At 58.7% G+C, this 13,504-nt stretch carries 13 protein-coding genes; 10 read left to right on the forward strand and 3 right to left on the reverse strand.

The genetic code is table 11. From position 1 onward, the window contains the following. Positions 1-130: 130 nt before the first annotated feature. Positions 131-421: a PlzR type 4 pili assembly inhibitor gene (gene plzR / locus AC07V0_RS22215; protein WP_018926610.1), complete on the reverse strand. Its 291-nt coding sequence runs from the start codon at positions 419-421 to the stop codon at positions 131-133. Between the two features lie 406 nt (positions 422-827). Between plzR and argF the strand changes: the two genes are divergently transcribed. Both argF and AC07V0_RS22225 read left to right on the forward strand, forming a co-directional pair. After that, entirely contained in the window at positions 828-1,748 is a 921-nt protein-coding gene (gene argF / locus AC07V0_RS22220) for an ornithine carbamoyltransferase (protein WP_026286458.1), read from the forward strand. After that, on the forward strand, positions 1,745-2,854 hold the full coding sequence (locus AC07V0_RS22225; protein WP_086946086.1) for an ABC transporter ATP-binding protein: 1,110 nt from the start codon (positions 1,745-1,747) through the stop codon (positions 2,852-2,854). The genes argF and AC07V0_RS22225 overlap by 4 nt, the downstream gene beginning before the upstream one ends. Before the next feature lie 48 nt (positions 2,855-2,902). Here the strand turns inward: AC07V0_RS22225 and AC07V0_RS22230 are convergent, their stop codons facing one another. After that, positions 2,903-3,685, reverse strand: a complete 783-nt coding sequence (locus AC07V0_RS22230) for a PhzF family phenazine biosynthesis protein (RefSeq protein WP_086946099.1) — start codon at positions 3,683-3,685, stop codon at positions 2,903-2,905. A 117-nt stretch (positions 3,686-3,802) separates the two neighbouring features. Next, positions 3,803-4,273 carry a Cys-tRNA(Pro) deacylase gene (gene ybaK / locus AC07V0_RS22235; RefSeq protein WP_007938929.1) on the reverse strand — a complete coding sequence of 157 codons (471 nt, stop codon included), beginning with the start codon at positions 4,271-4,273 and terminating at the stop codon, positions 3,803-3,805. 369 nt (positions 4,274-4,642) lie between these two features. Here ybaK and AC07V0_RS22240 point away from each other — a divergent pair, with 369 nt between their 5' ends. From AC07V0_RS22240 to AC07V0_RS22275, 8 genes are all read left to right on the forward strand, one after another. After that, positions 4,643-5,494, forward strand: a complete 852-nt coding sequence (locus AC07V0_RS22240; RefSeq protein WP_019581559.1) for an MIP/aquaporin family protein — start codon at positions 4,643-4,645, stop codon at positions 5,492-5,494. A gap of 76 nt (positions 5,495-5,570) precedes the next feature. Then, on the forward strand, positions 5,571-7,076 hold the full coding sequence (gene glpK, locus AC07V0_RS22245; protein ID WP_018926616.1) for a glycerol kinase GlpK: 1,506 nt from the start codon (positions 5,571-5,573) through the stop codon (positions 7,074-7,076). A 95-nt stretch (positions 7,077-7,171) separates the two neighbouring features. Further along, positions 7,172-7,927, forward strand: coding sequence for a DeoR/GlpR family transcriptional regulator (locus AC07V0_RS22250; RefSeq protein ID WP_007938932.1), 756 nt, complete (start codon positions 7,172-7,174; stop codon positions 7,925-7,927). A gap of 317 nt (positions 7,928-8,244) precedes the next feature. Continuing rightward, positions 8,245-9,783, forward strand: coding sequence for a glycerol-3-phosphate dehydrogenase (gene glpD, locus AC07V0_RS22255; protein WP_018926617.1), 1,539 nt, complete (start codon positions 8,245-8,247; stop codon positions 9,781-9,783). A 433-nt stretch (positions 9,784-10,216) separates the two neighbouring features. Then, complete coding sequence (locus AC07V0_RS22260; RefSeq protein ID WP_026286460.1) at positions 10,217-11,131, forward strand: glutamate/aspartate ABC transporter substrate-binding protein; 915 nt, start codon at positions 10,217-10,219, stop codon at positions 11,129-11,131. 164 nt (positions 11,132-11,295) lie between these two features. Then, entirely contained in the window at positions 11,296-12,042 is a 747-nt protein-coding gene (locus tag AC07V0_RS22265) for an amino acid ABC transporter permease (protein ID WP_018926619.1), read from the forward strand. After that, entirely contained in the window at positions 12,042-12,713 is a 672-nt protein-coding gene (locus tag AC07V0_RS22270; RefSeq protein ID WP_086946085.1) for an amino acid ABC transporter permease, read from the forward strand. The genes AC07V0_RS22265 and AC07V0_RS22270 overlap by 1 nt, the downstream gene beginning before the upstream one ends. Next, positions 12,710-13,444: an amino acid ABC transporter ATP-binding protein gene (locus tag AC07V0_RS22275; protein ID WP_018926621.1), complete on the forward strand. Its 735-nt coding sequence runs from the start codon at positions 12,710-12,712 to the stop codon at positions 13,442-13,444. The genes AC07V0_RS22270 and AC07V0_RS22275 overlap by 4 nt, the downstream gene beginning before the upstream one ends. Positions 13,445-13,504: the final 60 nt, after the last annotated feature.

Below are 13,504 nucleotides of genomic sequence, written 5' to 3' on the forward strand. Positions count from 1 at the left end.
GTCTCTGTTTTGTTCTGGGCGGGCAATGTCAGCCGCGGGAACAAAACTATGGCGCGTGACTTGCCACCGCGCCAGCGACGTTCGTCTTGTGAATCGACGACCATCAGGCCGGCCGATGGCAGCAAGGAGATCAGTTCGGCGGCAGACTCGGCGGCGCCTGCAGCTGGATTTCCTCGATGGTTTCGATCTGCTCGTGGGCGACGTGCACGCCGGTGAGCTCGCCGATCAGCCGCCAATGCTCGTCGAGCCCGGCACTGATGGTGGCCATGCGGTCGATCATACGCCGGCCAGCCGCCTTGGTGACTTCATCTTCACTGCGTAACAACTCGAAAGACATCGAGGTCATGGAAGCAGTGAGGTGGGTCAGAGAGCGAGCCGTAAGGCCGAGTAGCTCCATCAATAACTGTTCTTTCGATTCCATTCCTGAGGCTTCCTGCGTCGCTCGTGCTTTAGTTATAACCCAGCACTTTGCATTAGCAAATGTTTCAGACTAGACACATTGCCCGCCAAAGGCTCGAATGACAGATCAAAAACCGACTGCCAATCTGTCGCCCGCGCCCTGCCTGATTGCCAAGCCCGGCGAGCCCAGTGTACAAATGCTCAGCTGCTGTCAGGAAACAGGCTTCAAAAGCGCTACTGCAGTCACCCCGTAGCCTCTCTGAAATCCTCTAAACACCGTAGCCTATTGGAAAAACGCGACATTTAATGTCAATATCGCGCCTCCCCCTATTTCGTCGCCCCGTGCGGCTTACGCCGCAGGTCTCGCCCGTTTTTCAGTTAAACAAGGCTTTGAGTATCTGCGGTCTGTTGCAAAAAGGTAGTCAATGATGAGCGCAAGGCACTTTCTCTCCCTGATGGATTGCACGCCCGAAGAGCTGGTCAGCGTGATCCGTCGAGGCGTTGAGCTCAAGGACCTGCGTAACCGCGGCGTACTGTTCGAGCCTTTGAAAAACCGCGTCCTGGGGATGATTTTCGAGAAGTCCTCGACCCGTACCCGTATTTCGTTCGAAGCCGGCATGATCCAGCTCGGTGGCCAGGCGATCTTCCTGTCGCCGCGCGACACTCAGCTGGGCCGTGGCGAACCGATCGGCGACGCCGCCATTGTCATGTCGAGCATGCTCGATGCAGTGATGATCCGTACGTTTTCGCACAGCACCCTGACCGAATTCGCCGCCAATTCGCGAGTCCCGCTGATCAACGGCCTGTCCGATGACCTGCACCCGTGCCAGTTGCTGGCCGACATGCAAACCTTCCTCGAACATCGCGGTTCGATCCAAGGCAAGACCGTGGCCTGGATCGGCGACGGCAACAACATGTGCAACAGCTATATAGAAGCGGCGATCCAGTTCGACTTCCAGTTGCGCATCGCCTGCCCGGAAGGTTACGAACCCAATCCTGAGTTCGTGGCCAAGGCCGGCGATCGGGTAAGCATCGTCCGCGATCCTCGGGAAGCCGTACGCGGCGCGCATCTGGTGAGCACCGACGTCTGGACCTCCATGGGCCAGGAAGAGGAAACCGCCAAGCGCCTGAAGCTGTTCGCACCGTTCCAGGTCAACCGGGCGCTGCTCGACCTGGCCGCACCGGACGTGCTGTTCATGCATTGCCTGCCGGCCCACCGTGGCGAGGAAATCAGCCTCGACCTGCTCGACGACCCGCGTTCGGTGGCCTGGGATCAAGCCGAAAACCGTCTGCATGCACAAAAGGCCCTGCTCGAGTTTCTCGTCCCACCTTCGTACCATCACGCATGAGCCAGCCATTACTGCTGAACCTGCGCAATCTGGCCTGTGGTTATCAAAACCAGCGGGTTGTGCAGAACCTCAACCTGCATTTGAATGCCGGCGATATCGGTTGCCTGCTGGGCTCTTCGGGCTGCGGCAAAACCACCACCCTGCGGGCCATTGCCGGTTTCGAACCGGTGCACGAGGGTGAGATCCAGTTGGCGGGCGAGACCATCTCCAGCGCCGGCTTCACCCTCGCCCCGGAGAAACGCCGGATCGGCATGGTGTTCCAGGATTACGCGCTGTTTCCGCATTTGAGCGTGGCCGAGAACATCGCCTTCGGGATCCGCAAGCACCCGCAAAAGGATCGTGTCACCGAAGAACTGCTCGAACTGGTCAACCTGAAAAACCTCGGCAAGCGCTTTCCCCATGAGCTGTCCGGTGGACAGCAGCAGCGGGTTGCACTGGCCCGCGCCCTGGCACCGGAACCGCAACTGTTGTTGCTCGACGAACCGTTCTCCAACCTCGACGGTGAGCTGCGACGCAAGCTCAGCCATGAAGTACGCGACATCCTCAAGGCTCGCGGCACCAGTGCGATTCTGGTGACCCACGATCAGGAAGAAGCTTTCGCGGTCAGCGACCATGTCGGCGTTTTCAAGGAAGGTCGCCTGGAACAATGGGATACCCCCTACAACCTCTATCACGAACCGCTGACACCGTATGTGGCCAGCTTCATTGGCCAGGGTTACTTCATTCGCGGTCAGTTGAGCAGCCCGGAGTCGGTGCAGACCGAATTGGGTGAATTGCGCGGCAACCGTGCCTACACCTGGCCGATCGGTGGCGCCGTGGACGTATTGCTGCGTCCGGACGACATCGTCTATGCACCGTCCAGCCCACTGAGGGCGCAGATTGTCGGCAAGAGCTTCCAGGGTGCCTCAACGCTGTACCGCTTGCAGTTGCCTACGGGCGCACAGCTGGAGTCGATTTTCCCAAGTCATGCCGATCATCTGGTCGGTGCTGAAGTCGGCATTCGGGTAGCGGCGGAACACCTGGTACTGTTCCAGGCCTCCGGCAGTACAGCGGCGCAGATTCCGACGATCGAGTCCGGGGTTCGGCGCTACAGCGCCGCTAGCTGAACAACGCGGACATAGGTGGGAGCTCGCTCCCATCTATTGGATTTTCGTTTAACCCAGCATTAGCGTTCCGCTCGCGACCAGCGTCGCATTCCCGCCAATACTCACCCGATCCCCTTCCAGCTGACAAAACAACTCCCCACCCCGCGCCGAGCACTGATAAGCCGTCAGACTCGACTTGCTCAAGCGTTTCGACCAGTACGGAATCAGGCTGCAATGGGTTGAACCGGTCACCGGGTCTTCGTTGATGCCGATCGCCGGGGCAAAGTAGCGCGACACAAAGTCATGCTTGTTGCCTTTGGCTGTCACGATGGCGCCCGGCCACGGCAATTTCGCCAGGGCAATCATGTCTGGCTGACAATCGAGCACCGCCTGCTCGGACTCCAGCACCACGAACAATTCGTTCGAGCCCAGCACATCGACCGCCTCGACGCCCAAGGCGCGCTCGACATCCAGGGTCACGCCCACTTCCGACGGCACGACTGCCGGGAAATCCAGCCACAAGCGCCCACCCTCTCGGGTGACACTCAACGGGCCGGACTTGCAGATGAAGTCCAGTCGCTCGACCGGTTCTTTATAGAGTTCAAACAGTACGTAGGCACTGGCCAGGGTCGCATGACCGCATAACGGGACTTCGGTGGTCGGAGTAAACCAGCGAATGCGCCAGACAGCACCCTCACGCACCAGGAACGCGGTTTCGGCGAGGTTATGTTCGGCGGCGATTTTTTGCATCAACTCATCGTCAAGCCAGGCATCGAGCCGGTACACCATCGCCGGGTTACCACTGAACGGCCGATCACTGAACGCATCGATCTGATGAAACTCAAGCTGCATGGCACTTCTCCCTTTCTTCAGGTCGCCGAGCATGAAGCCCGGCATAGCCCTTCACCAGTGACAGAACGAACCAATTTCCACCATACAGCGCCGGGTTATTAGCCCAAGACCTTCTGCTCAGGCTCGACCGATATCGGCGAACTTCGCCTGGGTGTGTTCGGCCAACACGGCAGGCGCCAGTTCGACTTCCAGACCGCGCCGCCCGGCGCTGACGAAGATACTGGAAAACGGCTGGGCCGAATGATCGATAAACGTGCGCAGGCGCTTCTTCTGCCCGAGCGGGCTGATACCGCCCAACAGATACCCCGTCGAACGCTGCGCAGCGGCTGGATCGGCCATTTCGACTTTTTTCACGCCTGCGGCCTGTGCCAGCGCCTTCAAGTCCAGACTTCCGACGACCGGCACCACCGCCACCAATAACTCCCCCTTCTCGCTGGCCGCCAGCAATGTCTTGAACACCTGCGCGGGGTCCAGGCCCAGTTTTTCCGCGGCCTCCAGACCATAGGACGCTGCCTTCGGATCATGTTCGTAACTGTGCACACGATGTTCGGCACGAACTTTTTTCAACAAATCCAATGCGGGGGTCATGACAGCTCCAGACTTGGCGGCAGAAGAAAAATACTGCGCAGGATTCTAGGTCATTGATCGATAAAAGGCTCTATTGCGCTGCTATTTCCAGGGCTTGGCCGGGCTTTCGGTCGTTCGTCCACACGCTTCTCGCCAGATGAACGATGCGATCATTCACAGGACTAATAGTTTAAATATGACTAATGGTTCACTTTCGACCTTTGACAGCAGTGCTTCTTGTCTATATTTTTTCGAATGTGAACACAGCACGAACGTCTCACCGCAGCACCCGGCAGTAAGCCGAGCACAGGATGGGGATCCTGCCTCGGTGAAAATCGCGCTTTGACCTCGATGGAAAAGCGCCAGACAACAACAAAAACGAGGTTTTCAATGACAACTGCGTTACAACAACCGTCGCTCTCGAGCCAATGCATGGCCGAGTTTCTGGGTACTGCACTGCTGATCTTTTTCGGTACCGGCTGCGTTGCCGCGCTCAAGGTGGCGGGTGCCAGCTTCGGGTTGTGGGAAATCAGCATCATCTGGGGGGTTGGCGTCAGCATGGCGATCTACCTCACCGCCGGTGTTTCCGGTGCGCACCTCAACCCTGCCGTGAGTATCGCGCTGAGCATTTTCGCTGACTTCGAAAAGCGCAAACTGCCTTTCTATATCTTCTCCCAGGTCGCCGGTGCCTTCTGCGGGGCATTGTTGGTTTACACGCTGTACAGCAACCTGTTCTTTGATTTCGAACAAACTCACCAAATGGTTCGTGGCACCGAAGCCAGCCTTGAATTGGCCTCGGTGTTCTCCACTTTCCCGAACCCTGCCCTGTCCACGGGCCAGGCCTTTCTGGTTGAAGTGATCATCACCGCCATTCTGATGGGCGTGATCATGTCGCTCACCGACGACAACAATGGCCTGCCCAAAGGACCGCTGGCGCCGTTGTTGATCGGCCTGCTGATTGCCGTGATCGGCAGCTCGATGGGGCCGCTGACCGGTTTCGCGATGAACCCGGCCCGCGACTTCGGTCCTAAACTGATGACTTTCTTCGCAGGCTGGGGTGAAATTTCCTTCACTGGCGGACGCGATATCCCGTACTTCCTGATTCCGGTTTTTGCACCGATTGTCGGTGCCTGTCTCGGTGCTGCAGCTTATCGCGGGCTGATTGCCCGTCATCTGCCCAGCGCCATACCTGCTACAAAGGACGCAGCACTGGCCATTGACGGCAAACCAAGAACGTCTTGAAACCGTTGGCGCGTGATCCTGCCCATTTTGATCCCGCGCCTGACTTCACTTCCTTATTTCGTCCAAGGCAATCGACATGACCGACATTCAGAATAAGAACTACATCATTGCCCTCGATCAGGGTACGACCAGCTCCCGCGCGATCATTTTCGATCGCGACGCGAACGTGGTTTGCACCGCCCAGCGTGAATTCGCACAGCATTACCCGCAAGCCGGTTGGGTCGAACACGACCCGATGGAAATCTTCGCCACCCAGAGCGCCGTGATGGTCGAGGCCCTGGCTCAAGCCGGCCTGCATCACGACCAGGTCGCGGCCATCGGCATCACCAACCAGCGCGAAACCACCGTGGTCTGGGACAAGACCACTGGCCGCCCGATCTACAACGCGATCGTCTGGCAGTGCCGCCGCAGCACCGAAATCTGCCAGCAGCTTAAGCGCGACGGCCACGAGCAATACATCAGCGACACCACGGGCCTGGTCACCGACCCGTACTTCTCCGGCACCAAGCTCAAGTGGATCCTCGACAATGTCGAAGGCAGCCGTGAGCGGGCGCGCAAGGGTGAACTGCTGTTCGGCACCGTCGACAGCTGGCTGATCTGGAAATTTACCGGCGGCAAGGTGCACGTCACTGACTACACCAACGCCTCGCGCACCATGCTCTTCAACATCCACACGCTGGAGTGGGACGCGAAGATGCTGGACGTCCTCGACATCCCGCGCGAGATGTTGCCGGAAGTTAAGTCCTCGTCCGAAATCTACGGCCACACCAAAAGTGGCATCGCCATTGGCGGTATCGCCGGCGACCAGCAGGCCGCCCTGTTCGGCCAAATGTGCGTCGAGCCAGGCCAGGCGAAAAACACCTACGGCACCGGTTGCTTCCTGCTGATGAACACCGGCGACAAAGCGGTGAAGTCCAAGCACGGCATGCTGACCACCATCGCTTGCGGCCCGCGTGGCGAAGTGGCCTATGCGCTGGAAGGCGCGGTGTTCAACGGTGGCTCCACCGTGCAGTGGCTGCGTGACGAGTTGAAAATCATCAACGACGCCCACGACACCGAATACTTCGCCAACAAGGTCAAGGACAGCAACGGCGTGTACCTGGTGCCGGCCTTCACCGGCCTGGGCGCTCCGTACTGGGACCCGTATGCCCGTGGCGCGTTGTTCGGCCTGACCCGTGGCGTACGCGTGGATCACATCATTCGTGCCGCGCTTGAGTCGATTGCCTACCAGACCCGCGACGTTCTGGACGCCATGCAGCAGGATTCCGGCGAACGCCTGAAAGCCCTGCGCGTGGACGGCGGTGCAGTGGCGAACAATTTCCTGATGCAATTCCAGGCCGACATCCTCGGCACTCAAGTCGAGCGCCCGAAAATGCGCGAAACCACCGCGTTGGGCGCCGCTTACCTGGCGGGTTTGGCCTGCGGTTTCTGGGGCAGCCTGGACGAGTTGCGCGGCAAGGCGGTGATCGAGCGCGAGTTTGAACCAGCGCTGGACGAAACCGCGAAGGAAAAACTCTACGCTGGCTGGAAAAAAGCCGTCAGCCGCACTCGCGATTGGGAACCGCACGAAGGCGCTGAATAAGCCACGGACCGGACTCGTATCCGGTTGTAACTGGTAGGGAGCGGATTCCTGCGGCATCATGGGCAAATTTTGCACGGCAGCCCAAAGGAAGCCCCATGAATCTGCCTCCCCGTCAGCAGCAAATCCTTGAACTGGTCCGCGAACGCGGCTATGTCAGCATCGAGGAAATGGCCCAGCTGTTCGTCGTTACACCGCAAACCATCCGCCGCGATATCAATCAATTGGCGGAAGTGAATCTGTTGCGTCGCTATCACGGCGGCGCAGCCTACGACTCCAGCGTCGAAAACACCGCCTACGCCATGCGCGCCGATCAGATGCGCGATGAAAAGCAGCGTATCGGCGAAGCCATTGCGGCGCAGATTCCCGATCACGCCTCGCTGTTCATCAATATCGGCACCACCACCGAATCCATTGCTCGGGCGCTGCTCAACCACAGCCACCTGAAAATCATCACCAATAACCTGCATGTGGCCTCGATGCTCAGCGCCAAGGACGACTTCGACGTGCTGCTGACCGGTGGCAACGTGCGGCGTGACGGTGGCGTGGTCGGTCAGGCCAGCGTCGACTTCATTAACCAGTTCAAGGTCGACTTCGCCCTGGTCGGCATCAGTGGAATCGATGAAGACGGCAGCTTGCTGGATTTCGACTATCAGGAAGTGCGGGTATCCCAGGCGATCATCGCCAACGCCCGACAGGTGATTCTCGCGGCGGACTCCAGCAAATTCGGGCGCAACGCCATGATTCGCCTGGGGCCGATCAGCCTGATCGATTGCCTGGTCACCGACCAGCCGCCTTCGCCGGCCCTGGCGCAGTTGTTGAGCCAGCACAAGATCCGGCTGGAGGTCGTGTAAGCACATCCCCCCTGTGGCGAGGGGGCTTGCCCCCGTTCGGCTGCACAGCAGACGCCAATCAGACAACATGTTCTTCCTGAGATACCGCGGTAGCCGGTTATAGGACCGCTTCGCAGCCCAGCGGGAGCAAGCTCCCTCGCCACAAAAGCACTCCCTACCATCATTCAATGTTCGAATATTTTCCTTTAACGGCCCTTCGATCAGTATTTTCAATCGAAGCACACTGGCTGCGGGCGTCTTTATGGGCTAGTATCTTCGCAAATGAACATTAATGTTCGAATTCAAATATAGAAATCAAAAAAGCCCGAGGCCAGCCGATGCCCACTTCTACCTTGCCTACGCCCCCTCTCGCCGAGGTCTACGATATCGCCGTCATTGGTGGTGGGATCAATGGCGTGGGGATCGCAGCGGATGCCGCCGGTCGCGGCCTTTCGGTGTTCCTTTGCGAAAAGGATGATCTGGCCAGCCACACCTCGTCGGCCAGCAGCAAGCTGATCCACGGTGGCCTGCGCTACCTGGAGCATTATGAATTCCGCCTGGTGCGCGAAGCCCTGGCCGAGCGCGAAGTGCTGCTGGCCAAGGCACCGCACATCGTCAAACAGATGCGCTTCGTGCTGCCCCACCGCCCGCACCTGCGTCCGGCCTGGATGATCCGCGCCGGTCTGTTCCTTTATGACCACCTCGGCAAACGGGAAAAACTCGAAGGCTCGAAAAGCCTGAAGTTCGGCCCGGACAGCCCGCTGAAAAGCGAAATCACCAAAGGCTTCGAATATTCCGATTGCTGGGTCGATGACGCACGCCTCGTCGTACTGAACGCCATGGCTGCCCGCGAGAAAGGTGCCCACGTTCATACGCAAACCCGCTGCGTCAGTGCCCGTCGCACCAAGGGCCTGTGGCACATGAACCTGGAACGCGCCGATGGCAGCCTGTTTTCGATCCGCGCCAAGGCACTGGTGAACGCTGCCGGCCCATGGGTCGCCCAGTTCATTCGTGACGACCTGAAGATGGAATCGCCATACGGCATCCGTCTGATCCAGGGCAGCCACCTGATCGTGCCAAAACTGTACGAAGGCGAATACGCGCACATTCTGCAAAACGAAGATCAGCGCATCGTCTTCACCATTCCGTACCTGAACCACTTCACCCTGATCGGCACCACCGACCGCGAGTACACCGGCGACCCGGCAAAAGTGGCGATCACTGAAGGCGAAACCGATTACCTGCTGAAAGTGGTCAATGCCCACTTCAAGAAACAACTCAGCCGCGCGGACATCCTGCACAGCTACTCCGGCGTTCGTCCGCTGTGCAACGACGAATCCGACAACCCGTCGGCCGTCACCCGCGACTACACCCTGGCGTTGTCGGGTTCTGGTGAAGAAGCACCGTTGCTGTCGGTGTTCGGCGGCAAGCTGACGACCTACCGCAAACTGGCCGAGTCGGCGCTGGCGCAATTGGCCCCGTACTTCACGCACATCAAGCCAAGCTGGACCGCCAGCGCGCCCCTGCCCGGTGGCGAAGACATGACGACTCCGCAGGCATTGAGTTCGCGGATCCGCGACAAGTTCGACTGGATCCCCACCGAGATCGCCCGACGCTGGTCCACCACTTACGGCAACCGCACCTGGCGCATGCTCGAAGGCGTGGAAAACCTCGGTGACCTGGGTGAACACATCGGCGGCGGCCTCTACACCCGCGAAGTCGACTACCTGTGCAGCGAAGAATGGGCGACCACCGCCGATGACATCCTGTGGCGCCGCAGCAAGCTTGGGCTGTTCACCACTGCGGCGGAACAGCAGAAGCTCAAGGATTACCTGAACAAGCTCGAACAGAACCGCAGCAAGATCGAAGCGGCCTGATCGGGTATCCGGTTAAACCAAAGCCCCTGAATCTCACGATTCAGGGGCTTTTTCATACCGCGCATTACTGTAGGAGCGAGGCTTGCCCGCGAAGAACGATAAAGCGGTTCAACAGACAGACCGCAGTGCCCCCTTCGCGGGCAAGCCTCGCTCCTACAGTTTTGTGTGAATCAATCCATTCGGTTTTCCGAACGCGACTCCTCGGTCGATTCGGAAAACCGGATCATCCGACAACAAACTCAACTTCACCAACATTAAAATACTCTTAAAAATCAATAATTTGATAGATGATGCATGGTCTGGCACGAGTCATGCTCTACTCTCCCGGACGAATGTTTATTGCGCTACTCCTTCAGGAGCCGCCAGGCATTCGAAGCACCAAAAAAGGCCGATGAACTGGCTCCATAAAAAAAACAATGTCGAGGAAAATTTGATGCGCATCGTTCCCCATCTCCTGGGCGCAGCCATTGCTGCCGCTCTGATTAGCACTCCAGTTTTCGCCGCCGAACTCACCGGCACACTGAAGAAGATCAAAGAGTCCGGCACCATCACCCTCGGGCATCGTGACGCTTCCATTCCGTTTTCCTACATCGCGGACGCTTCCGGCAAACCGGTTGGCTACTCCCACGATATCCAGCTGAAAATCGTCGAAGCCATCAAGAAAGACCTGGACATGCCCAACCTCCAGGTCAAATACAACCTGGTGACCTCGCAAACCCGTATCCCGCTGGTGCAGAACGGCACCGTGGACGTCGAGTGCGGCTCCACCACCAACAACGTCGAGCGTCAGCAACAAGTTGATTTCTCCGCCGGCATCTTCGAAATCGGTACCAAGCTGCTGGCCAAGAAAGACTCGCCCTACAAAGATTTCGCCGACCTCAAAGGCAAGAACGTCGTGACCACCGCCGGCACCACGTCCGAGCGCATCCTCAAGTCGATGAACGCCGACAAGCAGATGGGCATGAACGTGATCTCCGCCAAAGACCATGGCGAATCCTTCCAGATGCTGGAAACCGGCCGTGCCGTGGCCTTCATGATGGACGACGCCTTGCTGGCCGGTGAAATGGCCAAGGCCAAGAAGCCGGATGATTGGGCCGTGACCGGCACACCACAATCGTTCGAAATCTACGGCTGCATGGTTCGCAAGGGCGACGCACCGTTCAAGAAAGCCGTCGACGACGCAATCATCGCGACCTACAAGTCGGGCGAGATCAACAAGATCTACGAAAAATGGTTCATGCAGCCAATCCCGCCAAAAGGCCTGAACCTGAACTTCCCGATGAGCGACGAGCTCAAGACCCTGATCGCCAATCCGACCGACAAAGCGGCTGACGAAAAGAAATCCTGATTTCTGACTAACGTTCCCCCCTGAGAAGGCCTCTGCCCTTTCAGGGGTTGTCACTCCCTGCTGGCATTTCTGGAAACACTCGAACCGGTGGTTGTCGAGCCGTTCGCGTGTGCCTGACCGTCATCGGGCACTTGTACATCGATCGAATCCGAGGGGAGACCCTAATGAATTACAACTGGGACTGGGGCGTGTTCTTCAAGTCCACCGGCGTGGGCAGCGAAATTTATTTCGACTGGTACCTCTCCGGTTTAGGCTGGACCATCGCCATCGCCGTCGCCGCCTGGATCATCGCGCTGCTGCTGGGCTCGATCCTGGGTGTCATGCGCACGGTGCCGAATCGCATCGTATCGGGCATCGCGACCTGCTACGTCGAACTCTTCCGTAACGTGCCACTGCTGGTGCAGCTGTTCATCTGGTACTTCCTGGTGCCCGACCTGCTGCCGCAAAACCTGCAGGACTGGTACAAGCAGGACCTGAACCCGACCACCTCGGCCTTCCTCAGTGTCGTCGTGTGCCTGGGCCTGTTCACCACGGCCCGGGTTTGCGAACAAGTGCGCACAGGTATCCAGGCGCTGCCCCGCGGCCAGGAATCCGCTGCCCGCGCCATGGGTTTCAAGCTGCCGCAGATCTACTGGAACGTGCTGCTGCCCCAGGCTTATCGCATCATCATTCCGCCGCTTACCTCGGAATTCCTGAACGTGTTCAAGAACTCCTCCGTCGCGTCGCTGATCGGCCTGATGGAGCTGCTCGCGCAGACCAAACAGACCGCCGAGTTCTCCGCCAACCTGTTCGAAGCCTTCACCCTGGCAACGCTGATCTACTTCACCCTGAACATGAGCCTGATGCTGCTGATGCGCGCGGTCGAGAAGAAAGTCGCCGTGCCGGGCCTGATTTCCGTAGGGGGTAAATGATGGAATTCGACTTCTCGGGCATCATTCCGTCCCTGCCGGGTATGTGGAACGGCATGGTCATGACCCTCCAGCTGATGGCCCTGGGCGTGAGCGGCGGGATCATCCTCGGCACGGTCCTGGCGTTGATGCGCCTGTCCCACAACAAAGTGCTGTCGAACATTGCCGGCGCCTACGTCAACTACTTCCGCTCGATCCCGCTGCTGCTGGTCATCACCTGGTTCTACCTGGCGGTGCCGTTCGTATTGCGCTGGATCACCGGCGAAGACACCCCGATCGGCGCGTTCGCCTCGTGCATCGTGGCGTTCATGATGTTCGAAGCAGCGTACTTCTGCGAAATCGTCCGGGCCGGGGTGCAGTCGATTCCCAAGGGCCAGATGAGCGCCGCCCAGGCCATGGGTATGACGTATGGCCAGATGATGCGGTTGATCATCCTGCCGCAAGCGTTCCGCAAGATGACCCCGCTGCTGTTGCAACAGAGCATCATCCTGTTTCAGGACACCTCGCTGGTCTACGCGGTCGGCCTGGTGGACTTCCTCAATGCCTCGCGTGCCAGTGGCGACATCATCGGCCGCTCCAATGAGTTCCTGATCTTCGCAGGTCTCACGTACTTCATCATCAGCTTTGCCGCCTCGCAGCTGGTTAAGCGTCTGCAAAAAAGGTTCGCCGTATGATCTCTATCAAGAACGTCAACAAGTGGTATGGGGACTTCCAGGTACTGACTGATTGCAGCACCGAGGTCAAAAAAGGCGAGGTGATCGTGGTGTGCGGGCCGTCCGGTTCCGGCAAATCCACCCTGATCAAGTGCGTCAATGCACTGGAACCGTTCCAGAAAGGCGACTTGATCGTCGATGGCACGTCCATCGCCGATCCGAAGACCAACCTGCCGAAACTGCGTTCGCGGGTGGGCATGGTGTTCCAGCATTTCGAACTGTTCCCGCACCTGACCATCACCGAAAACCTGACCATCGCGCAGATCAAGGTGTTGGGTCGCAGCAAGGAAGAAGCCACCAAGAAAGGCCTGCAACTGCTTGAGCGCGTCGGGCTGTCTGCCCATGCGCATAAGCACCCGGGCCAGCTTTCCGGTGGCCAGCAACAGCGTGTGGCGATCGCCCGTGCGCTGGCGATGGACCCGATCGTCATGCTGTTCGACGAACCGACCTCGGCACTGGACCCGGAAATGGTCAACGAAGTGCTGGATGTGATGGTGCAACTGGCCCACGAAGGCATGACCATGATGTGCGTGACCCACGAAATGGGCTTCGCCCGCAAGGTCGCGGACCGGGTGATCTTCATGGACGCCGGCAAGATTATCGAAGACTGCAGGAAAGAAGAGTTCTTCGGCGACATCAACGCCCGCTCCGAGCGTGCGCAGCATTTCCTCGAGAAGATTCTGCAGCACTAAGAAGGAAGGCACCGCTCCCCTAATTGTGGGAGCGGGCTTTTGTGGCGAGGGGGCCCCCTC

It is taken from the genome of Pseudomonas sp. GW821-FHT01E10, assembly GCF_059422365.1.